At 72.7% G+C, this 24,143-nt stretch carries 29 protein-coding genes; 14 read left to right on the forward strand and 15 right to left on the reverse strand.

Annotation, left to right across the window (positions count from 1 at the left end):
• Position 1: 1 nt before the first annotated feature.
• The 4 genes from RB614_RS18420 to RB614_RS18435 all read right to left on the reverse strand — a co-directional run bounded on the left by RB614_RS18420 (position 2) and on the right by RB614_RS18435 (position 3,819).
• Positions 2 to 1,477, reverse strand: coding sequence for a DUF7782 domain-containing protein (locus RB614_RS18420; RefSeq protein WP_308713764.1), 1,476 nt, complete (start codon positions 1,475 to 1,477; stop codon positions 2 to 4).
• The gene (locus RB614_RS18425; protein WP_308713765.1) at positions 1,478 to 1,954 is read right to left on the reverse strand and encodes a cupin domain-containing protein; all 477 of its coding nucleotides are present in this window, start codon (positions 1,952 to 1,954) and stop codon (positions 1,478 to 1,480) included.
• A 17-nt stretch (positions 1,955 to 1,971) separates the two neighbouring features.
• Positions 1,972 to 3,090, reverse strand: a complete 1,119-nt coding sequence (locus RB614_RS18430; protein ID WP_308713766.1) for a PQQ-dependent sugar dehydrogenase — start codon at positions 3,088 to 3,090, stop codon at positions 1,972 to 1,974.
• 192 nt (positions 3,091 to 3,282) lie between these two features.
• Positions 3,283 to 3,819, reverse strand: coding sequence for a hypothetical protein (locus RB614_RS18435; protein WP_308713767.1), 537 nt, complete (start codon positions 3,817 to 3,819; stop codon positions 3,283 to 3,285).
• A 245-nt stretch (positions 3,820 to 4,064) separates the two neighbouring features.
• Between RB614_RS18435 and RB614_RS18440 the strand changes: the two genes are divergently transcribed.
• Positions 4,065 to 4,649 carry an HhH-GPD-type base excision DNA repair protein gene (locus RB614_RS18440; RefSeq protein WP_308713768.1) on the forward strand — a complete coding sequence of 195 codons (585 nt, stop codon included), beginning with the start codon at positions 4,065 to 4,067 and terminating at the stop codon, positions 4,647 to 4,649.
• On the opposite strand, the gene RB614_RS18445 is transcribed toward RB614_RS18440, so the two are convergent.
• Positions 4,646 to 4,957 carry a ribbon-helix-helix protein, CopG family gene (locus RB614_RS18445; protein ID WP_308713769.1) on the reverse strand — a complete coding sequence of 104 codons (312 nt, stop codon included), beginning with the start codon at positions 4,955 to 4,957 and terminating at the stop codon, positions 4,646 to 4,648. The two genes, RB614_RS18440 and RB614_RS18445, sit on opposite strands and share 4 nt — an antisense overlap.
• Positions 4,954 to 5,241, reverse strand: coding sequence for a hypothetical protein (locus tag RB614_RS18450; protein WP_173055330.1), 288 nt, complete (start codon positions 5,239 to 5,241; stop codon positions 4,954 to 4,956). The genes RB614_RS18445 and RB614_RS18450 overlap by 4 nt, the downstream gene beginning before the upstream one ends.
• A 78-nt stretch (positions 5,242 to 5,319) precedes the next feature.
• Between RB614_RS18450 and RB614_RS18455 the strand changes: the two genes are divergently transcribed.
• Entirely contained in the window at positions 5,320 to 5,664 is a 345-nt protein-coding gene (locus RB614_RS18455; protein ID WP_308713770.1) for a DUF3099 domain-containing protein, read from the forward strand.
• Positions 5,665 to 5,721: 57 nt separating this feature from the next.
• On the opposite strand, the gene RB614_RS18460 is transcribed toward RB614_RS18455, so the two are convergent.
• Entirely contained in the window at positions 5,722 to 6,603 is an 882-nt protein-coding gene (locus tag RB614_RS18460; protein ID WP_308713889.1) for a carbohydrate kinase family protein, read from the reverse strand.
• Entirely contained in the window at positions 6,603 to 7,508 is a 906-nt protein-coding gene (locus RB614_RS18465) for a pseudouridine-5'-phosphate glycosidase (RefSeq protein ID WP_308713771.1), read from the reverse strand. The genes RB614_RS18460 and RB614_RS18465 overlap by 1 nt, the downstream gene beginning before the upstream one ends.
• A gap of 75 nt (positions 7,509 to 7,583) precedes the next feature.
• Here RB614_RS18465 and RB614_RS18470 point away from each other — a divergent pair, with 75 nt between their 5' ends.
• The 3 genes from RB614_RS18470 (at position 7,584) to RB614_RS18480 (ending at position 10,235) form a co-directional block, all read left to right on the forward strand.
• The gene (locus RB614_RS18470; protein WP_308713772.1) at positions 7,584 to 7,802 is read left to right on the forward strand and encodes a DUF3039 domain-containing protein; all 219 of its coding nucleotides are present in this window, start codon (positions 7,584 to 7,586) and stop codon (positions 7,800 to 7,802) included.
• A gap of 9 nt (positions 7,803 to 7,811) precedes the next feature.
• A complete protein-coding gene (locus RB614_RS18475) occupies positions 7,812 to 8,414 on the forward strand; it encodes a trimeric intracellular cation channel family protein (RefSeq protein WP_308713773.1) in 603 nt (200 codons plus the stop codon).
• A 105-nt stretch (positions 8,415 to 8,519) separates the two neighbouring features.
• The gene (locus RB614_RS18480; RefSeq protein WP_308713774.1) at positions 8,520 to 10,235 is read left to right on the forward strand and encodes a DEAD/DEAH box helicase; all 1,716 of its coding nucleotides are present in this window, start codon (positions 8,520 to 8,522) and stop codon (positions 10,233 to 10,235) included.
• 449 nt (positions 10,236 to 10,684) lie between these two features.
• On the opposite strand, the gene RB614_RS18485 is transcribed toward RB614_RS18480, so the two are convergent.
• Both RB614_RS18485 and RB614_RS18490 read right to left on the reverse strand, forming a co-directional pair.
• Positions 10,685 to 10,924 (reverse strand): DUF7455 domain-containing protein, encoded by a 240-nt coding sequence (locus tag RB614_RS18485; RefSeq protein WP_173041975.1) that lies wholly within the window; start codon positions 10,922 to 10,924, stop codon positions 10,685 to 10,687.
• A gap of 246 nt (positions 10,925 to 11,170) precedes the next feature.
• On the reverse strand, positions 11,171 to 12,808 hold the full coding sequence (locus RB614_RS18490; protein ID WP_308713775.1) for an RNA polymerase sigma factor: 1,638 nt from the start codon (positions 12,806 to 12,808) through the stop codon (positions 11,171 to 11,173).
• A 269-nt stretch (positions 12,809 to 13,077) separates the two neighbouring features.
• On the opposite strand from RB614_RS18490, the gene RB614_RS18495 reads away from it, so the two are divergent.
• A complete protein-coding gene (locus RB614_RS18495) occupies positions 13,078 to 13,875 on the forward strand; it encodes an inositol monophosphatase family protein (RefSeq protein WP_308713776.1) in 798 nt (265 codons plus the stop codon).
• 153 nt (positions 13,876 to 14,028) lie between these two features.
• On the opposite strand, the gene RB614_RS18500 is transcribed toward RB614_RS18495, so the two are convergent.
• Complete coding sequence (locus RB614_RS18500) at positions 14,029 to 14,550, reverse strand: LytR C-terminal domain-containing protein (protein WP_308713890.1); 522 nt, start codon at positions 14,548 to 14,550, stop codon at positions 14,029 to 14,031.
• A 308-nt stretch (positions 14,551 to 14,858) separates the two neighbouring features.
• On the opposite strand from RB614_RS18500, the gene RB614_RS18505 reads away from it, so the two are divergent.
• The gene (locus RB614_RS18505) at positions 14,859 to 15,155 is read left to right on the forward strand and encodes a DUF4193 domain-containing protein (protein WP_308713777.1); all 297 of its coding nucleotides are present in this window, start codon (positions 14,859 to 14,861) and stop codon (positions 15,153 to 15,155) included.
• 13 nt (positions 15,156 to 15,168) lie between these two features.
• Complete coding sequence (locus RB614_RS18510; protein ID WP_308713778.1) at positions 15,169 to 15,948, forward strand: hypothetical protein; 780 nt, start codon at positions 15,169 to 15,171, stop codon at positions 15,946 to 15,948.
• On the opposite strand, the gene RB614_RS18515 is transcribed toward RB614_RS18510, so the two are convergent.
• Positions 15,935 to 16,420: a DUF3093 domain-containing protein gene (locus tag RB614_RS18515; protein ID WP_428983039.1), complete on the reverse strand. Its 486-nt coding sequence runs from the start codon at positions 16,418 to 16,420 to the stop codon at positions 15,935 to 15,937. The two genes, RB614_RS18510 and RB614_RS18515, sit on opposite strands and share 14 nt — an antisense overlap.
• Before the next feature lie 136 nt (positions 16,421 to 16,556).
• Between RB614_RS18515 and dut the strand changes: the two genes are divergently transcribed.
• The 4 genes from dut to RB614_RS18535 all read left to right on the forward strand — a co-directional run bounded on the left by dut (position 16,557) and on the right by RB614_RS18535 (position 18,894).
• Positions 16,557 to 17,027: a dUTP diphosphatase gene (gene dut, locus RB614_RS18520; RefSeq protein ID WP_308713780.1), complete on the forward strand. Its 471-nt coding sequence runs from the start codon at positions 16,557 to 16,559 to the stop codon at positions 17,025 to 17,027.
• Complete coding sequence (locus tag RB614_RS18525) at positions 17,024 to 17,776, forward strand: DUF3710 domain-containing protein (protein ID WP_308713781.1); 753 nt, start codon at positions 17,024 to 17,026, stop codon at positions 17,774 to 17,776. The genes dut and RB614_RS18525 overlap by 4 nt, the downstream gene beginning before the upstream one ends.
• Before the next feature lie 81 nt (positions 17,777 to 17,857).
• Positions 17,858 to 18,238 carry an OB-fold nucleic acid binding domain-containing protein gene (locus tag RB614_RS18530; protein WP_308713783.1) on the forward strand — a complete coding sequence of 127 codons (381 nt, stop codon included), beginning with the start codon at positions 17,858 to 17,860 and terminating at the stop codon, positions 18,236 to 18,238.
• A 2-nt stretch (positions 18,239 to 18,240) separates the two neighbouring features.
• Entirely contained in the window at positions 18,241 to 18,894 is a 654-nt protein-coding gene (locus RB614_RS18535; protein ID WP_308713784.1) for a DUF3159 domain-containing protein, read from the forward strand.
• Positions 18,895 to 18,953: 59 nt separating this feature from the next.
• Here RB614_RS18535 and RB614_RS18540 read toward each other — a convergent pair whose 3' ends face one another.
• Positions 18,954 to 19,643 (reverse strand): potassium channel family protein, encoded by a 690-nt coding sequence (locus RB614_RS18540; protein WP_308713785.1) that lies wholly within the window; start codon positions 19,641 to 19,643, stop codon positions 18,954 to 18,956.
• A gap of 2 nt (positions 19,644 to 19,645) precedes the next feature.
• Positions 19,646 to 20,311: a potassium channel family protein gene (locus RB614_RS18545; RefSeq protein ID WP_308713786.1), complete on the reverse strand. Its 666-nt coding sequence runs from the start codon at positions 20,309 to 20,311 to the stop codon at positions 19,646 to 19,648.
• Positions 20,312 to 20,403: 92 nt separating this feature from the next.
• Between RB614_RS18545 and RB614_RS18550 the strand changes: the two genes are divergently transcribed.
• Both RB614_RS18550 and RB614_RS18555 read left to right on the forward strand, forming a co-directional pair.
• Positions 20,404 to 22,407 (forward strand): APC family permease, encoded by a 2,004-nt coding sequence (locus RB614_RS18550; RefSeq protein WP_308713787.1) that lies wholly within the window; start codon positions 20,404 to 20,406, stop codon positions 22,405 to 22,407.
• The gene (locus RB614_RS18555) at positions 22,404 to 23,573 is read left to right on the forward strand and encodes a class I SAM-dependent RNA methyltransferase (protein WP_308713788.1); all 1,170 of its coding nucleotides are present in this window, start codon (positions 22,404 to 22,406) and stop codon (positions 23,571 to 23,573) included. The genes RB614_RS18550 and RB614_RS18555 overlap by 4 nt, the downstream gene beginning before the upstream one ends.
• An 83-nt stretch (positions 23,574 to 23,656) precedes the next feature.
• Here the strand turns inward: RB614_RS18555 and RB614_RS18560 are convergent, their stop codons facing one another.
• Positions 23,657 to 23,884 carry a hypothetical protein gene (locus RB614_RS18560; RefSeq protein WP_308713789.1) on the reverse strand — a complete coding sequence of 76 codons (228 nt, stop codon included), beginning with the start codon at positions 23,882 to 23,884 and terminating at the stop codon, positions 23,657 to 23,659.
• Positions 23,885 to 24,143 lie beyond the last annotated feature (259 nt).

The following is a 24,143-nucleotide window of genomic DNA, read 5'->3' on the forward strand; positions in this document are numbered from 1 at the left end:
CTCAGCCCTCCGCGAGTCCGGCGACCGGTACGAGCATGCCGCGCTCCACCAGGTGGGCGACGATCGGCACGGCGGCCTCGGCGAGGTCGGACTCCGCGACCTCGTGCGCGACCGCGAGCACCGCGATCTGGTCGCGCAGCGGCACCCGGCCGTCGGCGCCGCCGACCAGCGCGAGCACCAGCGGGTCGACCTCCTCGCTCCAGCGCAACCCCTGCGGCATCGCCAGCACCTGCCGGTCCACCGCCCAACCCTCGGGGCCCATCGTGGCCTCCTGCCGCAGCTGGAGACCCTCGGCCGCCCGGTACCGTCCGGCGAGCAGGCCGGCCGCGTCGCGTACCCGGAGAAAATGCTGGCGGTCGAACCAGGCCGCGACCTGCGCGCCCAGCGGCCCGCCGACCTGCTGGCGCAGGTCTTCGACCCGGACCACCGGGTCGTCGGCGCCGGCGCGGCGGAGGGTGACCAGGCCGAAGCCGACCGCCTCGATCTTGTGGGCGTCGAACCAGTCGAGCCACTCGGCCTTGCGGGCCGGGTCGTGCGGCTCGCCCGCGTCGGTCAGCCAGAGGTCCACATAGGAGACCGGGTCGGCCACCTCGCGCTGGATCACCCAGGCGGAAAGGCCGGTGCCGGCGACCCAGCCGGCCACCCGGTCGCCCCACTCCTCGCCGGCGACGTGCGCCCAGTTGGCCAGGTACTGCATCGTGCCGCCCTCGGCCAGCAGCGCCGGCGCGGCGGCGGCCAGCTCGGCGCCGAGGCCGTCGCCGACGCGGCCGGAGTCGCGGTAGGCGTGGGTGGCCGTGCCCGGCCCCACCACGAACGGCGGGTTGCTCACCACCAGGTCGAAGCGGCGCCCCGCGACCGGCGCGACCATGTCGCCGCGCAGCAGCTCCCAGTCCATGCCGTTGAGCGCGGCCGTGGTGGCGGCGAAGCTGAGCGCCCGCTCGCTCACGTCGGTGGCGGTCACGGTGGTGGCGTGCTGGGAGAGGTGCAGCGCCTGTACGCCGCAGCCGGTGCCCAGGTCGAGCGCCGACCCCACCGGGCGGCGGATCGTGGCGCCGGCCAGCGTGGTGGAGGCCCCGCCGACGCCGAGCACGTGGTCGGGCGCGAGCGGTACGCCGGGGTGGGCGGCGGCGGGCAGGTCGGCGACGACCCACCACGAGTCGCCGTACGCCTCCAGGTCGAGCCCCTGCCGCAGCCCGTCGCCGTCCGGCACGACCAACCCGGCGGCCAGCGCCTCGGCGAGGGGGAGCGGCGCGAACGCGGCCTCCACGGCGGCGCGCGGCTCGGTCTGCCCGCACACGAAGAGCCGGATCAGCATGGCCAGCGGGTCGCGGTCGGCGGTGGCCCGCAGCGCGGCCCGGAAGTCGTTGCGGGAGACGCCGGCGGTGGCGGCCGGGCCGAGGCGCTCGGCGATGCCGCTGGAGGTGTACTCGGTCAGGGCGGTGCGGAGCTGCTCGACGCCCTTGTCGGTGAGAAGCATTCAGTCCATCCGGAAGTCGGCGAAGTCGAAGCCGGGCGCCACCACGCAGCTGACCAGCACCGGCTGGTCACCGGCGGGCGCCGCGGCCTGCCACACGCCGCCCGGTACGAGCACCTGCGGGCGCTGCCCGGCGGCGATGTCGTTGCCCAGGATCGCGGTCTCCTGGTCCTGGATCGAGCCGGCGGCCGTGACCTCCGGCTCGCGGAGCGAACGCGAGGCGGCCAGGCCGCGCATCCGCAGCGCCAGCGGGCCGCCGGCGTGCCACAGCCACAGCTCGTCCGAGCGGACCACGTGCCACCGCGACTCCTCGCCCGGGTGGAGCAGGAAGTAGATCGCGGTGGCGGCGCGGCGCGGACCGCCGTACCCCTCGGGCTCGAACGCGTGGTCGCTGCGCCAGGTCTCCCGAAACCACCCGCCCTCCGGGTGCGGGGCGAGGTCGAGCTGCTCGGCCAGTGGTGGTCGTGGTGAGGTGGTCACCCGGCCATTCTGTCGGGTCAGGAGCGGGCGGGGTGGCGAAGGATGCGATCGTCACCGTCCCGGACGTCGCCGCGCCCGTCGCGGTTGGACGTGGCCAGCCACAGCGCGCCGTCGGGGGCGACCTCCACCGTCCGCAGCCGGCCGTAGCGGTCGCGCAGCTCAGCGCGGGGTTCGCCGGCCCGGCCATCATTCAGGGGTACCGTCCAGAGCCGCTCGCCGCGCAGCGCCGCCACGTAGAGCGTGTCGCCGGCGATGGCCGCGCCGGACGGGGAGGCGTCGTCGGTCGGCCAGGTGACGATCGGGTTGGTGTACCGCCCACCCTCGGTGTCGCCTTCGCCCTCCACCTCGGGCCAGCCGTAGTTTCGGCCCGGCTCGATGCGGTTGACCTCGTCGAGGCGGTTCTGGCCGAACTCGGTCGCGTACATCCGGCCCGCGCTGTCCCAGGCCAGCCCCTGCACGTTGCGGTGGCCCATCGTGTACACCGGGGAGCCGGCCCGCGGGTTGCCCGGCGCCGGGTCGCCCTCGGGCGTCAGCCGCAGGATCTTGCCGTTCGGGCTCTGCGGATCCTGCGAGAGGTCGGTGTCGGCGGCGTCGCCGGTGCCCGCGTACAGCATGCCGTCCGGGCCGAACTTGATCCGCCCGCCATTGTGGTTTCCCGCTTTGCGGATCCCCTGGAAGATGACCTCCGGCCGGCCGCCGCCGTCGAGCCGGAAGCGCACGATGCGGTTGTCCGGCTCGGCGGTGTGGTACGCGTACACCCACCGGTCCTGGGTGTATTCGGGTGAGACGGCCAGCCCCAGCAGCCCACCCTCGCCGCCCGCGTCGACGCCCGGCACCTCGTACACCTGGCGCGCCGCCCCGCCGCCCGGCGACACCTGGAGGATCCGGCCGGTGTCGCGCTCGGCGACGAGGGCGTTGCCGTCCGGCAGGAACGCCATCCCCCACGGCACGTCCAGCCCGCTCGCCACCTGCTGCGGCGCGCCGAGGTCGGGCGGGCCGCCGGGCCTGCTGCTGGCGCCCCCGGTCACGGTCGGCGTGGGCACGGCGGGCGCGGGCAGGGTCGGCTCGTCGTCGCCCTCGTCCGAGCAGGCCGCCAGGGCCGCCACCAGGGCAACTGCCACCACGGTCTTCCGCACGGTCGTGCCCCTCTCGTCGGCTGCCTCGAACGCACCAGATCGCCGCTTCGCTCCGCCGCCCGGACCTTGCCAGCCGGCGGCGGAAGTCGCCCGCCGCCCGGCCCTTGCCAGTTGGGCGCCGGAGGTCGTCCGCCGCTCGGACCTTGCCAGTCCGGGGCGAAAGCCCGAGGAAAGAGTAGAGCCGTGGAGAGATTACTGCCGGCCGATGGCGTGTCCCTGCGAGCGCAGCCGCCGGGCCCAGCCGGCGACGGTGTGCCGGGGCACGTCGAAGTGCTCGGCGACCGCGGTGATCGAGCCGGTCTGCCGGTACACCTCCATGACCTCCTCGGCTTCGGGCATCCGCCGGTACGCGCGGGTGCCGGTGCTCTCCGCGGCCCGCTTGGTCGCCTTCTTCGCCGCCGCCCTGGTGGCTTTGGCGGTGGCTTTCTTGGCGGCGGTCTTGCGCGGGCGGCGGCGCGGCGGCGGTGCGACCTCTTCCTCCTCGACCGGCTCGGGCACCGGCGGCAGGGCCGGGGGCGGTGCCGATCCGGCGAGCGCGCGCACGAGCAGGTCCAGGTCGACCGGGGGCAGGTCGGCCGGGGCGAGCCCGCCGCCGCTGGCCGCCCGCACGGTCAGTTCGGTGATCCGGGTCTGCCCGGTCGAAGTGTCCACCCGAACGGTGGTGTGCGCCGTGGCGGCGCCGGCCGCGCCGTCGTTGTCCGGCGTGATGGTGATGACGTATCTACTCACGGGAGCCTCCTGTCCGGTGGGTCCGCCATCCGCGCCCGACCGCCGCGCCCCCGTACGCATGCGGCGCCCCGCAACAAACCTCGGTGGGACGACCTGCCACATTTGTCGACGGCGTGAGATTACCTCCCCGAGTTCGGGGACCGTGCTCTCTCGGGTGCATTTCGCTGCTGAAAGGTGTGCTTTCCATAGTGGAGCCCGCCGCGCACCCGACCCCGGCCGGAGGGCCGATCGTGCAGGATGGGGGCATGACGCTCAACCTGCCCATCGACGCCAAAGCCAACGAGCTGCTCCAGCGGAGCCCGTTGGCCCTGTTGGTCGGCATGATTCTGGACCAGCAGTTTCCGCTGGAGCGCGCCTTTTCCGCGCCGTACGAGCTGAGCCGCCGTCTCGGCCACGAGCCGACCGCGGAAGAGCTCGCCGACTTCGACCCGGAGGCGCTGACCGCCATCTTCGCCACCCCGCCGGCACTGCACCGCTTTCCGAAGGCGATGGCCGCGCGGGTGCAGGAGGCGTGCCGCATCGTCGTCGACACGTACGGTGGCGAGGCGGAGACCCTCTGGCGCACCGCGGCCGACGGCAAGGAGCTCTTCAAGCGGGTGAGCGCACTGCCCGGGTTTGGCAAGCAGAAGGCGCAGATCTTCGTGGCGCTGCTCGGCAAGCGGTTTGGCGTACGGCCGGAGGGCTGGCGCGAGGCAGCCGGTGCCTATGGGCCGGACGACGCGTACAAGTCGGTGGCCGACATCGTCGACGCCGCCGCGCTGGTGAAGGTGCGCGAGTACAAGCAGCAGGCCAAGGCGGCGGCCAAGGCCGCGAAGTCGGCGACCGGCTAGGCGGCGCGCGGGTGGGCCAGCGCCGCTATCGCCCGGCGCACGTCGGCGAGCGAGACGGTGGCCGACTCGTCGAGGTCGGCGAGCCCGGCCTCGATCCACTGCCGCATCAGGGTGGTCACGCCGATGCCGCGCGCCTCGGCGGCTTCGCGCACCCGCTCGTACGTCTCGACGGGCAGCCGCACGGATCGGCTCACCATGGGCACGTCACTGTCCGGACTGGGCAGCTCGGCCGGCTGCCCCTCGTCGATCAGCTCCGCGAGCCGATCCCCACCCTCGTGAAACTGCTTGAGCGCGTCGTTTCGATTCATCGTCGCCACCCCTGCTGTGCCTCGTCGTACCGCTTGGACTCGACGTCGGTCAGGTCGCGGGCGGACAGGACATCCCAATCGTTGTCGCCGCGGTCCGCCTCGATCAGCAGGATCGCGAGCCGCCGACCCCGCCCGGTCGCCGCGTAGACCACCATCACGTCGTCGCCCAGGTGCCGGATGATCCGGCGCGTGCTGTGGAGTGCTTCCCAAACCTCGCCCGGACTCACCTCGTAGAGCCGCAGGTTGGCCAGGCCCTCCTCGGTGAAGCTGAACCTGCTGCCCACACCGGCGAGCGTACCACGGGCGTAACACGCGAGACCGGGCGAAAAATCCGCCGGTGAGGCGAGTGGAAGGATGGACCGGTGAGGCGAAAGGCCGCACGGCCGATCCTGATCACCGACGCCGACCGCAGCCAGGCGGACCAGTTGCGCAGCCGCCAGGTGCGGTACGTCCTGATGATGTCCGTCCGGGGTGTCTGCCTGCTGGTCGCGGCGATCCTCGTGGGCACCAAGGCGCCGCTGCTCTGGCTCTGGCTGCCGCTCTGCCTTCTGGGCATGGTGCTGATCCCCTGGCTGGCCGTGCTCCTGGCCAACGACCGCCCGCCCAAGGAGCAGTACCGCTTCCGGCACAACCGCACCGAGGCGGACGAACCACCCCAGCAGGCGCTGCCGGACGCATCCCCGCCGAAGACGATCGACGCCGACTAGCTCTCCCGTGATCGAAGCTCCCGCCACGTCGTTCTAGCGACTTGGCGGGAGCTTCGATCACGGGAGCGGTGGGCGGGCGCCGAGCCGGGCGACCGCCTCGGTGCCGAGCGCCACCGCCCGCTCCAGCGCTTCCGCCGGCGGGGCTCCGCCGACCCAGGCCGCGAGCAGGCCCGCCGCGAAGGCGTCGCCGGCGCCGGTCGGGTCCACCACCGCCGGCGCGGGTCGGCCGGGCACCGCGAAGACGCCGGCCGGGCCGGCCCAGACGGCGCCGGCCGGGCCGCGCTTGACCACCGCGTGCACCGCGACCGTGGCGAGCGCGCGCGCCTGGACGACCGGGTCGGTGCCACCGGCCAGCACGGCCGCCTCGTCGGAGTTCGCGAGGACGAGGTCGACGCCGCGTACCCAATCCAGGAAGGCCGGGCCCGCGCGCCGCAACGGGCCCGCGGACGCCGCGTCGACGCTGGTGGTCAGCCCACGTTCGCGGGCCGCGGCCAGCGCGCGGAGGCCGGCCCACCGCGAGGCCGGATCGAGCAGGGGGTACCCGGAGACGTGCACGTGCCGCGCGCCCGGCGCCCCGGCCAGCGCGGCGTCGACGTCGGCGGGGGAGAGCAGCAGGCTGGCGCCGCGGTCGTTGACCATCGTGCGCTCGCCGTCGTGGGTGAGGACGATCACGGTGCCGGTGGCGGTGCCCGGGTGGGCGCGCACCGCGCAGCGGACGCCCGCGGCGGCGAGCTCGGCCACCCGGGTCCGGCCGGGCTCGTCGTCGCCGACCGCCGCGACGAGCGTGACCTGGGTACCGCGGGCAGCCAGCCAGGCGGCGGTGTTGGCGCCCTGGCCGCCGCCGGCGAAGCGGATCCGCGCGCCCGTGTCGGTGCCGGCCGCGGGTGGGCCGTCGAGGGCCGCGACGACGTCCGTGACCAGGTCGCCCACCACGACGATCAAGCGGCGGCCGCCACCGCGATCCGGCCGGCGAGCTCGGCGTTGCGCAGGATGATCCGCACATTGACGGCGAGGCTCTTTCCCCCGGTCGCGGAGTGGAAGTGCGCCAGCAGGAACGGCGTGACCGCCTTGCCGGTGATCCCCTCGGCGCGCAGCTTGGCCAGGCCCTCGGCGAGGGTGCGGTCGTGCAGCTCCGGGTCGAGCTGCTCGTCGAGCGGGAGCGGGTTGGCGACGACCAGCCCACCCTGGTGTACGCCCTGCGCGCGCCGCGCGGCCAGCACGGCCGCCACCTGCTCCGGCGTCTCCACGGACCAGTCCAGGTCGAAGCCGGCGTCGGTGATGTAGAAGCCGGGGAAGCGGCGGGTGCCGTAGCCGAGCACGGTGACCCCGAGCGTCTCCAACCGCTCCAGCGTGGCGCCCACGTCGAGGATCGACTTCACGCCGGCGCAGACCACGGTGATGGGGGTACGGGCGAGCGTGATCAGGTCGTTCGACTCGTCGAAGGCCTCGCGGTGCACCCCGCCGAGCCCGCCGGTCGCGAAGACCCCGATGCCGGCCGCGACCGCGACCGCGCTGGTGGCGGCGACCGTGGTGGCACCGTCGGCGCCGGCGGCCGCGGCGACGGCGAGGTCGCGTACGGAGAGCTTGGCGACGCCGTCGGCCATGGCGAGGCGGGTCAGCTCCGTGTCGTCCAGCCCGACGGTCAGCGCGCCGTCGATCATGCCGATCGTCGCCGGTACGGCACCCGTCGCGCGGACCGCCTGCTCGATCTCGCGGGCCACCCGAAGGTTGTCCGGACGGGGCAGGCCGTGTGCGACGATGGTGCTCTCCAGGGCCACGACGGGCTGGCCGGCGCGGAGTGCCCCGGCGACTTGGGCGCCCACCCGGATGTGAAGGTCCGTCACGATCACTACCGTATGTGGCACGTTGGACCGCCCGCCGCCGAGGTGGGAAACTAAACGGCTGGAGGTGTCGTAAACGTGAGCACTGAGGTTCTCGAGCGTCCGGATCTGAAAGACGCCGATACCGGTCCTGAGATGTTCCACTATGTCCGTAAAGAGAAGATCGCCGAGAGCGCGGTCATGGGCACCTTCGTGATCGCACTGTGCGGGGAGACGTTCCCCGTGACCAAGGCGCCCAAGCCGGGCTCGCCGGTCTGCCCGCAGTGCAAGGAGATCTACGAGTCGATGCGCCAGTGACCGGCCCCCTTGCTCTTCGCTGACCTCGTGGGGGTGGCGGTCTTCGCCGCCTCCGGAGCGACGGCCGGCGTGGCCAAGCGCCTCGACCTGTTCGGCGTGATCTTCGTCGGCTTCGTGGCCGCGCTCGGCGGCGGCATCATCCGCGACATCGTGATCGACGTGGTGCCGCCGCTGGCCTTCGCGGACTGGCGCTACCCGACCGTCGCGGCCCTCGTGGCCACCGCCACCTTCTGGCTCCACCCGCAGATCGCCCGGCTGCGCCGCACCGTACTGGTGCTCGACGCGGCCGGGCTCGGTCTGTTCACCGTCACGGGCACGCTCAAGGCGCTCGACGCCGGTGTGCCCGCGGTCGGTGCGTGCCTGATCGGCATGCTCGTCGGCATCGGCGGCGGGCTCGGCCGCGACCTGCTCACCGGCGAGATCCCGGTCGTCCTGCGGCGCGAGATCTACGCGGTGGCGGCGTTCGCCGGCGCGGTCGCGGTGGTCGCGCTGGAGCGCGCCCAGATGCACCACGACGTGGTACTGCTGGTGCCCGCCGCGCTCATCTTCGGGGTACGCCTGGTCGCGATCCTGCGCCGCTGGTCCGCCCCGCTCCCGCCGACAGCTGTGTGACTCCTGCGGCGGCTGTCCGCCAGTGGGGCCGGTGCGCGGTTATGCTGAAAGCCGCCTTCGCGCCGTCCGCGCGGGGGCGATTTCGTGTGTCGAGGGGGGTGTCGGGTGCGGCTGGCGTTGGACGACTTCCCACCGCTTCGGGCCTGGCAGCGCAAGGCCATGGTGGAGTACCTGCGCCGCCGTTCCGAAGACTTCATGGCGGTGGCCACGCCCGGCGCCGGCAAGACCACGTTCGCGCTGCGCATCGCGGCCGAGCTGCTGGCCGACGGCACCGTCGAGGCGGTCACGGTGGTGGCGCCGACCGAGCACCTGAAGGCGCAGTGGGCGGCCGCGGCGGCGCGGGTGGGCATCCAGCTGGACGCCGCGTTCCGCAACGCCGACATCCACTCCTCGACCGACTTCCACGGGGCCGTGGTCACGTACGCGCAGGTCGGCGTCGCGCCCCAGGTGCACCGCCGGCGCACGATGACCCGGCGGACGCTGGTGGTGCTCGACGAGATCCACCACGCCGGTGACTCGCGCTCGTGGGGCGAGGGGGTGCGGGCCGCCTTCGAGCCCGCCGTACGCCGCCTCATGCTCACCGGCACCCCGTTCCGGTCGGACGACAACCCCATCCCCTTCGTGACGTACGAGCGGGGCGCTGACGGCCTCCAGCGGTCCCGCTCCGACTCGGTGTACGGCTACGCCGACGCCCTCCGCGACGGCGTCGTGCGGCCGGTGATCTTCCTGGCGTACTCGGGCGAGACCCGGTGGCGCACCAGCGCGGGCGACGAGCTCGCCGCGCGGCTGGGCGAGCCGATGACCCAGGACCTCGTGGCACAGGCGTGGCGCACCGCCCTCGACCCGGCCGGCGAGTGGATGCCCCAGGTGCTCCGCGCGGCCGACGCGCGGCTCCAGGTGCTGCGGGCCGGCGGCATGGCCGACGCGGGCGGGCTCGTCATCGCGACCGACCAGCAGGCCGCGAGGGCGTACGCGCGGCTGATCGAGCGGGTGACCGGCGAGAAGGCGGTCGTGGTCCTCTCCGACGACCAGGGCGCCTCGGCGCGCATCGCCTCGTTCTCGGCGTCGGAGCAGCGATGGCTGGTGGCTGTGCGGATGGTCTCCGAGGGCGTCGACATCCCGCGCCTGGCGGTCGGCGTCTACGCGACGAGCGCCTCCACGCCGCTCTACTTCGCCCAGGCGATCGGCCGCTTCGTGCGCGCCCGGCGTCCCGGCGAGACCGCCACGGTCTTCCTGCCGAGCGTGGCGCACCTGCTGGGGCTGGCGAGCGAGATGGAGGCCGAGCGCGACCACGTGCTGGGCGAGCCGAAGCGGGCCGAAGAGGAGGAGCTCTTCGAGCGGGCGCAGCGCACCGAGCAGGCCAGTGGCGAGCTGGAGAAGCGCTTCGAGGCGCTCTCCGCCACGGCCGAGCTCGACCAGGTCATCTTCGACGGCGCCTCGTTCGGCACGGGCGCGCAGGCCGGTACCCCCGAGGAGGAGGAGTACCTGGGACTGCCCGGCCTGCTCACGGCCGAGCAGGTGGCGCTGCTGCTCAACAAGCGCCAGGCCGACCAGCTGGCCGCCCAGCGCCGCGCCAAGGCCACCACGGCCGCGCCGGCGGCCGGCGTGCCGCCCCAGCCGGCCGGGCCGCGTACGGCGGGGGAGCGGCGGATCGCGCTGCGCCGCCAGCTCAACTCGCTGGTCAACGCCCACCACCACCGCACCGGCCTGCCGCACGGCAAGATCCACGCCGAGCTGCGCCGGCTCTGCGGCGGCCCGCCGAGCGCCCAGGCCACGATCGAGCAGCTCGAAGAGCGGATCGCCGCGGTCCAGACGCTCTAGCCCGATCTCCTCCCACCCGGCCTCCCGGCCGGCCTCCCGGCCGGGCGACGCCGTCGGGCCGGTGCGGCAACCGAACAAGCCCGCCGCCTCGGTTTCTCACCCGCCATCGGGCAGATCTAGAACGTTTAGGGCGGATATAGAGCCCTAAACGTTCTAGATCTCCTTGCCCACGGGGTGAGGCCGCCCGCGGACGTGGCAGCGGAGGCCGGGGGTCTCGGCAGCGCTGCGAGCCGCCGGCCGTAGCGGTGCCCGCGGGAATGCACCCCAAGAAAACGCTCCGCTGCGCTCCACGTTTCCCCGGGGGCCCCGCGCGAACGGTCCGCAGCTGACGCGGACCGGGGAAAATCTGGGTTTCGCTCTGAGCGAAACCCGCCGAGGAACACAGAACCGGCCGGAGGCACACCTCCTCCGGCCGGTCTACGTCTGTGTGTGCGCTTGCCGAACCTCGGCTAGTTCGGATTTGCCATCAGCTCGGCGCCGCGCCAGGTGAACTCGGGGTCCGACACGAACTGGACCGTGATCTTCACGAGATCCTCGGCGTACTTGTTCGCGTGGTGCCCACAGAACACCAGCTCGCTCCCACCCGCCAGGGTGATGCGCAGCTTGCCAGCCGCATTGCAGCGGTCGCACCGTTCATCGGCGGCTGGCGGGGCCGCCGTCTCGGGCGGCGGCGTGAGGGTCGGGGTCATCGCCTTCCTCCTCTGGTCGTCACCGATGAACACGTTCTTCGGTCGTTGCTCACCTATCGTCCAACACCCATGGTGGGTGCTGCCTTCCCGGAGTGCCCTCTGGGGACCGAGGTCACACCCGGGTACCGACAGTGTGCCGTGCGACAAGGGTGCCACGTCAACGATCACATCTGGGCAACGGTGAGATGACCACACCGTGATGTACGGGTGGTGTTCAAAGCGACACGCTCTGTTGACTAACGTCCCTCAATCGAGGTAATCGCGGAGCACCTGTGACCGCGACGGGTGTCGCAACTTTGACATCGTCTTTGACTCGATCTGACGAATGCGCTCGCGTGTCACGCCGTAGACCTGGCCGATCTCGTCGAGCGTGCGCGGCTGGCCGTCGGTGAGGCCGAAGCGGAGCCGGACCACGCCCGCCTCCCGCTCGGAGAGGGTCTGCAGGACCTGCTGGAGCTGGTCCTGCAGCAACGAGAAGCTCACCGCGTCGACCGCGACCACGGCCTCGGAGTCTTCGATGAAGTCGCCGAGCTGGCTGTCGCCCTCGTCGCCGATGGTCTGGTCGAGCGAGATGGGCTCCCGGGCGTACTGCTGGATCTCCAGCACCTTTTCCGGTGTGATGTCCATCTCCTTGGCCAGCTCCTCCGGGGTGGGCTCGCGGCCCAGGTCCTGGAGCAGCTCGCGCTGTATCCGACCGAGCTTGTTGATCACCTCGACCATGTGCACCGGGATGCGGATGGTGCGGGCTTGGTCGGCCATGGCTCGGGTGATGGCTTGGCGGATCCACCAGGTGGCGTAGGTGGAGAATTTGTAGCCTTTGGTGTAGTCGAATTTTTCGACGGCGCGGATGAGGCCGAGGTTGCCTTCTTGGATGAGGTCGAGGAAGGCCATGCCACGCCCCGTGTACCGCTTGGCCAGCGAGACCACGAGCCGCAGGTTGGCCTCGAGCAGGTGGTTCTTGGCCCGTTCGCCGTCGCGCCCGATCCAGCTCAGGTCGCGGTGCATCTGGGTGGGGAGCTTTTCCTCGCCCTCCTCGGCGGCGCGCAGGCGCTCCGCCGCGTACAGCCCGGCCTCGATGCGCTTGGCGAGCTCGACCTCCTGCTCCGCGTTGAGCAGGGGGACCTTGCCGATCTGCTTCAGGTAGGCCCGGACCGAGTCGGCGGAGGCGGTGAGCTCGGCGTCGCGGCGCGCCTGCTTGAGCGCCTCGGACTCCTCGTCGTCCCACTCGAAGTCGTTGCTGTCGGCGGTGGCGTCGGCCTGCGCCGCCTCGGCGAGCTCGGCCGGCTCCTCGACCACGACGTCTTCGATCTCGGCGGCCAGCGCCTCGGGATCGATGTCTTCGACCTCGCCCTCGGGCGCCGTGCCGTCGGCGGGCTGCTCGCCACCGGGTGCGGCCTTGGCGCCCTTGACGGCCTTGGCCGGCCCGTTCTTCGGGGCGGCGTCCGCCGGGGCGGTCTTGGGAGCCGGCTTCGCCGCCTTGGCGGCCGGCTTCGCCGCCGGCCGGGTAGCTGCGTCGTCGGCCGCGGGTGCGGTCTTCTTGAGCGGGGTCACGGTGGCCTCCTCGGCGGGTGCCGGCTTGGGCACCGGCGCCTTCTTGGCAGCCGTCTTCGTTGCTTTCGCGGTCGTCGCCTTCGACGCCGGGGTCGCGGACCGCGCGGCGGAAACGCGGCGGCGCGTGCTGACCGAACCGTCCCACACCACGGTCACGCCTCGCTCGGCGAGGGCCCGCAGGATCTTCTTCGCCTCGGCCGGGGTCACCGCGGCGGCCTCCACGGTCTGCGTGACCTCCGCGGAGGTCAGCTGGCCGCCGGCGCGCTCGGCGTGGGCGATCAGAGAGTCGGTGATCGAGCGAACGTCGGCGCCGGTGTGGCGAGGCTCTGTCACGAATGACCTTCCGGAGGCGATGAACGAACGCGGCCGACCGGCCAGCACAGCACGAGGTGAAGAACTGGCCGGTTTGTGGGAGCCCCCGTCTCGCGGGCCGTCCGGGCGGTGGCGGTCCGCGTCGCGGTGGGCAGCGTGAATTGTAACGCTGTCTGCGGCGATCATCCCGCGACGCACGCCGGGGGAGCGGCTCCGGGGGCCGCCGCAAGGGGTGTTTTCGAGGCTCTGACAGGATGATACGGGCCGACCGCGGTTTCTAGGGGGTATGTATGCCGGACGCGGCGGATTTGCTCGCGATCGCGGTGGAGATCGTCCGGGACGCCGGCGAGACCGCCCGCCGGATGCGCGTCGAAGGGGTCTCCGGCGTCGCCACCAAGAGCACCGACACGGACGTCGTGACCGCCGCGGACCGCGCCGTCGAGCGCCAGGTGGTCGACGCGCTTCGGGTACGCCGTCCGGAGGACGCGGTCCTCGGCGAGGAGTACGGCGCGAGCGGCACCCACGGGCGCGTGCGGTGGATCCTCGACCCGATCGACGGCACCGTGAACTACCTCTACGACCTCCCCCAGTACGCGGTCTCGCTCGCCGCGGAGGTGGACGGGCGGGTGGTGGCCGGCGTCGTACGCAACCCGGCGACCGGCGCGGAGTGGACGGCGACGCTGGGCGGCGGCGCGTTCCACGGCGGTACCCGGCTGCACGGCTCGCCGCAGACCGAGCTGGCCCAGGCGCTGGTCGGCACCGGCTTCGGGTACGACCCGGCCCGCCGCGTGCACCAGGCCGGCGTGCTGCACGGGCTGCTCGGCCACGTACGTGACATCCGGCGCTTCGGCTCGGCCGCGCTCGACCTCTGCGCGGCCGCGGGTGGGCAGCTCGACGCGTACTACGAGAAGGGCCTGAACCCCTGGGACCACGCGGCCGGCGGCCTGGTCGCCACCGAGGCGGGTCTGGTGGTCGCCGGCCTCGGCGGGGCACCGCCCGGGCTCGACATGGTGGTCGCCGCCCCGCCCGCGCTCTTCAAGCCGCTCCACGACCGCCTGGCCGAGCTGGACGCCGCCGGGGGACCCTGAGCGGCCGCCTGCCGCCCTATTGCGGGCCGCCCGGGGGGAAAAGCGGGTGGGGCCTTCCGCGGGCGGCTGAGCCGTCGCTCAGGCGTCCGGTCCCGGCGCTTCCGTCTTGGCCGCGCCGCTCAGCCTGCGTCTTGGCCGTCTTGGCGGCGCCGCTCAGGCGTCCGTCTTGGCCGCGCAGGTGCCGGGCGGGAGCTGCGGGCTGCCCAGGTCGACGAGGGACTGGTTGACCTCGGTGGGCGTGGCCAGCTGCTGGAACTGGTCGCCGAGCACCACGTCGACCGTGTCGTCGGCGCGCTTCGGGTCGTACTGCGTGGCGGCCTTGCCGAGGAAGAACGCCTGGATCACCTGCGAGGACCCGATCCCCTTCGGCCCGTACCGCAGGAGGGCGACACCGTCGACGCCCTTCGGCTGCGGGTCGTTGCCCTTCTTCTTCAGCTGGAACCCGCGGCCGGCGAAGTCTTCGGCCACCGACTCGGCGAGGCCGACGGTGTCTGTCGCGTTGTAGACGTTGATCTTGATGTCTTTCGCCTCGCGGAGCACCAGGTCGCCCTGCGGCCAACCCTCCGGGCAGCTGGCCGCCGCGACCTCGCCGCCCTGCGAGTCACGCACCAGCGCGACCGCGACAAAGACCAGCGCGAACACGACCAGTACGCCGACGACGACGAGTGCTCGCACTCGGGCAAAGGTCATGCCGGTGAGGTTAGCGCCTGGTCGCCGGTCGCGCGGACGGAGGCGCGCAAAGCCGCGAATCAGGTCGAGTCGCCGGTGTGTTGACGGTGCGTCGGACGCGGGTACCCCTATCTTCGTGTCGCCTGAGTCACATTGGGAACAACTTCGCGCGGTGGGGCGTACATGCATCCCACAGGGGCGGTATACATGCCTCGCCTGCGAGGCGGTAAGGTACGCCGCCCACAGTTGGGCACAGAAACATCGTCGTCCGGGTTACACCCGGAAGCGACACACGAACGGGAGAGTGACAACCGATGGCCACCGACTACGACGCACCGCGTCGCGACGAGGTCGACCTCGGCGAGGACAGCCTGGAGGAGCTCAAGGCACGGCGGACCGACTCCCAGTCGGGCGCCGTGGACGTGGACGAAGCCGAGGTAGCCGAGAGCTTCGAGCTGCCCGGAGCCGACCTCGCCGACGAAGAGCTGACCGTCAAGGTGCTGCCGATGCAGCAGGACGAGTTCCGCTGCGCACGCTGCTTCCTGGTGCACCACCGGAGCCAGCTGGCGTACGAGCGGAACGGCGAGCTGATCTGCACCGAGTGCGCCTGACCTGGTCAGTGCCGTGACGGACGGAGTTCCCGAGTCCGGAGTGGACCCTGAGCTGAGCAAGGCGATCGCCGAGCTCAGCGAGGAGGGCGTGCCCCCGGCCGAGCGAAAGCGGCTCCTGCGCCGCATCGCCGGCCAGGTGCCCATCCGCCGGATCGGCACCATGTTTCGGCCGAAGGCCGCCGCCAGATGGATGGCCGACACCGTGGCCGGCGTGGCGCCGTACATCCCGGTCCGCGACCTGGAGACGCTCCGCCGCCACCATGACGGATTGGACGGTGAGGCGCTCGCCGACCGGCTCGTCCGCAACGCCAGCCGGGTGACGGCCGGTGTGGGGGCCGCCGGCGGCGGGATCGCCGCCGTCGAGTGGGCGGCGACGCCCACCCTGTTGACCGCACCCGTGCTGCTCGCCGCCGAGACGGTCGCCGTGGTCGCCGTCGAGATCAAGCTGATCGGCGAGCTCCAGGAGGTTTACCGGGTCCCGGTTCCGGGTACCGGGGCGCAGCGCGCGGTGCGCCTGATCCAGGCCTGGTCCCAGCAGCGCGGGTTCAACCCGCTGACGCCGGGCGTCGGCATCGGCGCCGTGCTCGGCACGGCCGCCCGCAAGGAGCTGCGCGACCGCCTGTTGCGCCGCTTCGGGCGCAACATCACCACGCTCGGCCCGCTGCTGACCGGCGCGGCGGTGGCCGGATACCTCAACCGGAGGGCGACGCAGGCCCTCGGTGACCGCGTCCGTGACGACCTGCGGCGGCGCGGCCGCGGGGCGATCGAGGGGACGGTCGTCAGCGACGGCTGACCGCCTCCCGGGCGGCGACCAGCGCGGCCGCCAGCTCCGTGGGGCGGCGCGAGCTGACCACCCAGTACGGCGTGGGGTCCGCCGGGTCGTCGAGCACGATCTGCACGGCACCGCCGATCCACGGCCGCTGGACGACGAACGCGAGCGGGTCGGCGCCCACGCCGAGCACCTCGCGGCGGCCGGAGACGTCGAGCGGCACCGCGTCGGTGACGAAGCGCACGGGCAGGTGGGCGTCGTCGACGTACAGTTCGCCGCCGGCCACCCGGATCCGGATGCGACCCGCCCACCACAGGCCGGCGACCGCCAGCGGCAGCAGCACGACGAACGGGAGCCAGGCGCGCACCCCGCTGGAGCCCATCCAGATCTCGGCCGCGAGGAGGGCGGCGGCACCGAGGCCGGGCAGCCACAGCCACCACGGAACGGTCAGGCGTTCGGCATACTCCTCCACGGGGTGAGGGTACGTCTCAGGCACTGAGCCGGACACGCGAGGTGCCGGCGAGTGAGCATCGTGGCGCCGGCCACGGCCCGAGGGGCGGAGCGAGCGCGAAGCCGAGCAATTGGGTAGGGCAGGATGGACCCCAGCAACCCACGCGACGAAAGAGACAGACGTGACCGACGCTGTGCCCGTACCGGTGCGCCGGCTCGACCCGGACCTGCCGCTCCCCGCGTACGCCCATCCGGGGGACGCGGGCGCCGACCTCGTGGCGGCCGAAGACGTGGAGATCGCGCCGGGCGAGCGCGCGCTGGTCGGCACCGGGGTGGCGATCGCGCTGCCGGAGGGCTTCGTGGGGCTGGTGCACCCGCGCTCCGGCCTCGCCGCGCGGCTGGGCGTGACCGTGCTGAACGCGCCCGGCACGGTCGACTCCGGCTACCGGGGCGAGATCAGGGTCAACCTGGTCAACCACGACCGCACGGCCACCGCCAAGATCTCCCGCGGCGACCGGATCGCGCAGCTCGTGGTGCAGCGGGTCGAGCGGGCCGCGTTCCAGCCGGTCGACGAGCTCCCCGACTCCAGCCGGGGCGCGGGCGGGCACGGTTCGACGGGCGGCCACGCCGGCCTGGTCGGGGAGGTGCGTTGATGTTCTCGCGGCGGCGGGAGGGCGGGCGGCACGCGCGCGACAACAGCCAGCGCCGCGGCCGGGCGGAGCAGCGGTACGAGCCGGCCGAGCCCGAGCCGGTCGTGCCGAGCGTCGGCCCGTACGACGTGGCCGACGCCCCGGACGGCGTGCAGCGGCTCGACCTGGGCAGCCTCAAGATCCCCGCGGTCGACGGCGTCGAGGTGCGGGTGCAGGCCAACCCCGACGGGGTGGTGCAGCAGGTCGTCCTCGTCCACGGGGAGAACGCCCTCCAGCTGGGCGTCTTCGCCGCCCCGCGCAGCGAGGGCATCTGGGACGAGGTGCGCGCCGAGATCCGCAAGTCGCTTTTCGACGACGGTGTGGCCGCCGAGGAGATCGACGGTGAGTACGGGGTGGAGCTGCGCGCCCGCGTGCGGACCCCGGAGGGCCTGACCGACCTGCGGTTCGTCGGCATCGACGGCCCGCGGTGGATGGTCCGCGGCGTGTACCAGGGCGGAGCGGCGGTCGACCCGGCCGGCAGCGGCCCGCTGGTGGACTGCCTGCACGGCCTCGTGGTCGACCGCGGCCAGGAGGCCAAGCCGGTGCGCGAGCCGCTCCCGCTGCGCCTGCCGAAGGAGCTGGCCGCACAGGCCCAGCAGGGCCAGGCGGCGGCCGAGCCGGCGGCCCAGGCCGTGGACGCGCCGCCGCCGGTCAACGGCGCCGGTCCCACCCAGCCCCGCCGCCGGCCGTCCCCCCGCCCACGCCGCACCTAGCTTCGACAGACGTCGATCGACGCGCCGGCCGCGGGGGCGTACCCTGGGATGACCCTGTCGAGGAGGCTGACACCCAAGGTCATGGCGACCGACCACACCTCACACTCGGTGCGCCGGTTCTTCCAGCGCCTCACGGCCACCGAGGCCGAGCTCGACGCGGAGGAGCTGCAGCGGGAGAGCGCGGAGTCCGGCTCGACGCTGGCCGGCCTGTGCCGGCGGGGGCAGCTCGTATCGGTGTCCGGCCGCTTGCGTACCGTGGTCTACACTCCACGGACCAACCTGCCCACGCTGGAGGCGGACCTGTACGACGGCAGTGACGTCGTCACCCTGGTGTGGCTCGGCCGCCGGCACATCGCCGGGATCGAGCCGGGCCGGCAGTTGACGGCGCGCGGTCGCGTCGCGGTGCGCGATGACCGTAAAGTCATCTACAACCCGTACTACGAGCTGGAAGCGCCTCGATAGATATGACGACGCAGCCGGAGGACGACGAAGAACGCCTGCCCAGCTTCGCCGAGCAGATGGCCGAGCAGCTGGGCGGCTGGCGGGGCCTGGTCGAGTCGAGCGTGCCAGTCGTGGTGTTCGTCCTCGTCAACATCGTCGCCGACCTCAACCCGGCCCTCATCGCCTCGGTGGGCGTGGCCCTGGCCATCGCCGCCCTCCGCCTGATCCAGCGCCGCCCCGTCCGCCACGCGGTCAACGGGCTGTTCGGCGTCGGCATCGGCGCGTTCATCGCGTGGCGTACGGGTGACGAAAAGGACTTCTACCTGCCCGGCATCCTGTACGGGATCGGGTACGGCCTGGCCCTGCTCCTCTCGGTGGCCGTCCGGCAGCCGCTCGTGGGCTGGATCTGGTCGGTGATCGTCGCCGGCGGCAAGTCCGAGTGGCGCACCGACCGCAAGCTGATCCGCCTGTTCAGCCGCCTGACCGTGCTGTGGGGCGTCGTGTGGCTGGCCAAGGTGGGCGTGCAGGCCGCGCTCTACCTCGCCGACCAGGACACCGCGCTGGGCGTGGCCCGGCTGCTGCTCGGCTACCCGCCGTACCTGCTGCTGCTCGCCTTCACGGTGTGGGCCGTGCGGCGCGAGACCCGGCAGCCCGAGACGGAAGCCGCGCCCGCCTAGCCCCGTGATCAAAGCTCCCCTCAGGTCGTTCTAGCGACGTGAGGGGAGCTTTGATCACGCTAGGAGGCTTCGCGGGTCCGTTCCACGCTGTCGGCGCCGAGGATCACGGCGCGGACGGTGTCTTCCACCTCGGCGGTGCAGACGAAGATCAGCTCGTCGCCGGCCTCGATCGGGTCGTCGGGCGTGGGCACGAGCACCCGCTTGCCGCGCAGGATGGCCACGAGCGCCGCGTCGCGGGGGAGCGGCACCGCGTGCACCGGCTGGCCCACGTACGGCGCGGTGGGGGGCAGGGTGATCTCGACCAGGTTGGCCTCGCCCTGCCGGAAGGTCATCAGCCGCACCAGGTCGCCGACCGTCACGGCCTCCTCGACCAGCGCGGCCATCACCCGCGGCTTGCTGACCGCCACGTCGACGCCCCACTGCTCGGTGAAGAGCCACTCGTTCTCCGCGCGGTTGACCCGGGCGACCACCCGCGGTACCGCGAACTCGGTCTTGGCCAGCAGCGACACCACCAGGTTGACCTTGTCGTCGCCGGTGGCGGCCACGACCACGTCGCAGCTGGAGAGCGCGGCCTCCTCGAGGCTGGCCAGCTCGCAGGCGTCGGCCAGCACCCACTCGGCGGCCGGTACCCGCTCGGGGCGGAGCATCTTGGGCTGGCGCTCGATGAGCATCACCTGGTGGCCGTTTTCGATCAGCTCCTGGGCGATCGAGCGACCCACGTTGCCGGCTCCGGCGATCGCGACCCGCACCGCTACCGCCCCCCTTCCGGGGCGGTGCCGGCGATCATGCTCACGCGCTCCGCGATGTCGTCGGTGACCAGCATGAACACCTGGTCGCCCTCCTGCAGCATGGTCGAGGGCGTGGCCAGCGTGCCGATGCCGAAGCGGGTCAGGTAGGCGATCCGGGTGCCGGTGTTGGCCTCCAGCTGCTTGACCGGATGGCCGTACCACTCCTTGTGCACGGGCACCTCGATGATCGAGACGGTGCTGGTGGGATCGCGGAAGATCTCCATGGTCCCCTCGGGGACGAGCTGGCGCAGGATGCGGTCGGCCGTCCACCGGACCGTCGCCACCGTGGGGATGCCGAGCCGCTCGTACACCTCGGCGCGCCTCGGGTCGTAGATCCGGGCCACCACGCGGGAGACGCCGAACGTCTCGCGGGCCAGCCGGGCCGAGATGATGTTGGAGTTGTCACCGCTGGAGACCGCGGCGAACGCGTCGGCCCGCTCGATTCCGGCCTGGCGCAGCACGTCGCCGTCGAAGCCGATGCCGGTCACCGTGATGCCGCCGAACTCCGGCCCGAGCCGCCGGAACGCGTCGACGTTCTGGTCGATCACCGCGACCGTGTGGTCGCGCGCCTCCAGGTTGTGCGCGAGGGTCGAGCCGACCCGCCCACAGCCCATGATCACCACGTGCACCCCGTGACTCTCCTCTCGTTCCCGGGAGAAGCCTCCCACGTGATCGCCACCGGCGGGGCGGCGGCCACCCCGCCACCGTACGATCGGCGCTTGTGGCCAGTCCCACCTCACTGCTGAAACGGCTGCTGGTCGGCCGGCCGTTCCGGTCCGACCGGCTTCAGCACACGCTGCTGCCGAAGCGCATCGCGCTGCCGGTGTTCGCCTCGGACGCGCTCTCCAGCGTGGCGTACGCGCCGGACGAGATCCTGCTGACCCTCTCGATCGCCGGGGCCGGGGCGTACCTCTACTCGCCGTGGGTGGCGCTGGCCGTCGTCGTGGTGATGCTCACGGTGGTGGCGAGCTACCGGCAGAACGTGCACGCGTACCCGTCGGGCGGCGGCGACTACGAGGTGGCGACCGTCAACCTGGGACCCAAGGCGGGCGTCGGGGTGGCCAGCGCGCTGATGGTCGACTACGTGCTCACCGTGGCGGTGTCGACCTCGTCCGGCGTGGCCAACCTCGGCTCGGTCATCCCGTGGGTCGCCGAGCACAAGGTGGGCGTGGCGGTGACCGCCGTGGTGGTGCTCACCGCCATGAACCTGCGCGGGCTGCGCGAGTCGGGCACGGCGTTCGCCATCCCGACGTACGGCTTCATGATCGTCATCATCGGCATGCTCCTGACCGGCCTGGTCCGTATCTTCGTGCTCGGTGACGACCTGCGCGCGCCCAGCGCCGACCTGCTGATCGCGGCCGAGGACGACCACCTGACCGGGTTCGCGATGGTGTTCCTGCTCTTACGCACGTTCTCGTCGGGCTGCGCGGCACTCACCGGCGTCGAGGCGATCTCCAACGGCGTGCCCGCGTTCAAGCCGCCCAAGAGCCGCAACGCCGCGACCACGCTGCTGCTGCTCGGCACCGTGGCGGTCACGATGCTGGTCGGCATCATCTGGATGTCCCGCCTGACCCACCTGCAGTTCGTCGAGAACCCAGCGCTGCAGATCGTGCAGGGACCGCCCGGGTACGAGCAGAAGACCGTCACCACCCAGATCGGCGAGGCGGTCTTCGGCGGCGGCTCGGTCCTGCTGTACGTCGTGGCCGCCGCCACCGCCCTCATCCTCTTCCTGGCCGCGAACACCGCGTTCAACGGCTTCCCGGTCCTCGGCTCGATCCTCGCCCAGGACCGCTATCTGCCCCGCCAGCTGCACACCCGCGGCGACCGGCTGGCGTTCTCCAACGGCATCATCCTGCTGGCGCTCTTCGCGATCCTGCTGATCGTGGCGTTCCAGGCCGAGGTCACGCGGCTGATCCAGCTGTACATCGTGGGCGTGTTCGTGTCGTTCACACTGTCGCAGGCCGGCATGATCCGCCACTGGAACCGCCTGCTGCCCCGCACCCGCGACCCCGAGCAGCGCCGCCGCATGATCCGCTCGCGGGCCATCAACGCGTTCGGCGCCGCGATGACCGGCACGGTGCTGGTGATCGTGCTGATCACGAAGTTCCTGCTCGGCGCCTGGATCGCGATCGCCGCGATGGCCGTGATCTACGTGACGATGCTGGCCATCCGCAAGCACTACGACACCGTCTCCCGCGAGCTCACGCCCGCCGACGCCCGCCAGGTGCTGCCCGCCCGCAACCACGCGATCGTGCTGGTCAGCAAGGTGCACCTGCCGACGCTGCGGGCGCTCGCGTACGCCCAGGCCACCCGCCCGGACTCGCTCACCGCGGTCACCGTCAACGTCGACGACAAGGACACCCGGCGGATCGAGGAGGAGTGGGAAAACCGCGAGATCCCGGTGCCGCTCACCGTCGTCGACTCGCCGTACCGGGAGATCACCCGACCGATCGTCGACTTCGTCAAGTCGGTCCGCCGCAGCTCACCCCGGGACGTGGTCACCGTCTTCATCCCCGAGTACGTCGTCGGCAAGTGGTGGGAGCACCTGCTGCACAACCAGAGCGCGCTGCGGATCAAGGGGCGGCTGCTCTTCGAGCCGGGCGTGATGGTGACCAGCGTGCCGTGGCAGCTCGCCTCCAGCGCCGGCAAGGACCTCGACCGCCTCGACCGTGACCTGGCCCGCGGGCCGGCACGCGGTCCGCGCGAGCGGACCCCGCCGCGGTGATCCTGGAACGCGTCACGCTGGACGTCGGCCCGGTCGCCCACGGCGGGCACTGTGTCGCCCGGGTCGGCGAGCCGCCCGGTCGGGTGGTCTTCGTGCGGCACGCGCTGCCGGGCGAGCGGGTGGTCGCCGAGATAACCGAGGAGCATCCCGGGTACCTGCGCGCCGACGCGGTCTCCGTGCTCACGCCGTCGCCGGACCGGGTCGAGCCGCCGTGCCCGTACGCCCGTCCCGACGCGTGCGGCGGCTGCGACCTCCAGCACGTGGCGCCTCCCGCCCAGCTGGCGTGGAAGGCGGCCGTCGTACGCGAGCAGCTGGCCCGGCTCGCCGGACTGCCCGACCTTCCGGTGCGGGTCGAGCCGCTGTCCGGCGGCCCGCTGGGATGGCGCACCCGGGTCCGGTACACGGTGGACGCCGCCGGCCGCACGGGGCTGCTCAAGCATCGTTCGCACGAGGTGGTGCCGGTGGACCGCTGCCGGATCGCCCACCCGGCCATCCAGGAGCTGCCGGTCACCGGCCGGGCGTGGCCCTCGGCGTCCACGGTGGACACGGTGGCGCCGGCGGTGGGCCCGGCTCTCGTCGGCCCGGACGGCGCCTTCCGGTCACCGATCGTCGAGCGGGCGGTGGGGCGGGAGTGGACGCTGCCGGCCGACGCGTTCTGGCAGGTGCACCCGGCGGCCGCGGACGCCCTCGCCGGTACGGTGCTCGACCTGCTCGACCCGCGCCCCGGCGAGTCGGCCTGGGACCTGTACGGCGGCGCCGGCCTCTTCGCCGCCGCCCTCGCCACCAAGCTCGGCGCGGACGCCCCGATCACGCTCGTCGAGTCGGCACCGCAGGCCGTGGCCGCCGCCCGTACCAACCTCATCGACCTGACCGGCCTGCGCGTGGTGCGGTCCACGGTGGAGGCGGCCCTGCGCCGCGGGCGGCTGACCGGCCCGGTCGACCTGGTCGTGCTCGACCCGCCCCGTACCGGGGCCGGGGCGGCGGTGACCCGGGCCGTGATGGCGGCGGGCCCGCGCGCCGTGGCGTACGTGGCCTGCGACCCGGCGGCGTTCGCCCGGGACGTACGCACGTTTCGCGATGGGGGCTGGCGGCTCGCGGCACTGCGTGCCTTCGACCTGTTTCCGATGACTCACCACGTCGAATGCGTGGGGCTTTTGTTGCCCTGATTGGCTTTGTTGCCTTGATTTCGGGGGCCGCGTTCGATGCTTTCGCCGGTAGTGTTTTCCGCTCCGAGGGCGAGCGGCTTGGGCTATGCGACGGGTGGGTGGATTGCGGTGGCGGGCTGCGTGAGGGTCGCCGACTGGCGCGTCGCCCGGGCGGAGGAAAGCCGATCGCGGACGCGCACGACCGCGACGACGAGGAGCACGAATGGCAGCAAGGGCAGTGACAGCAGCGTGATGACGAGCATCGCGACCGTCTGACCGGCGGCGGAGGCATCCGGTCGGCGTGCGCGATGGGCCGGGGGAGCGGCGGACATGTCACTGAGCGTACTCGTCGCGTGGGGTTATCTGTCCGTTTCGTACCTCGTTTGGGGGAAACTGTCCTGCTCGCGACAGTAACCTCTCCGCGACGTCCGGATCAGGCGACCGGCTGAATAGATCGTGGTATTTAGCTGCCCCTCCAGGGGCACTCAGGTACCACGATCTGCGCCTTGGGGCGATCTTGGAGTCGCCGGAGGCGTGGGTGGCGCGAGGCCAACCTCGATGCCCCGGGAGCCCCGCGCAACGGTCTGGACC

This window comes from Phytohabitans maris, from assembly GCF_031085175.1.
Lineage (GTDB): Bacteria > Actinomycetota > Actinomycetes > Mycobacteriales > Micromonosporaceae > Phytohabitans > Phytohabitans maris.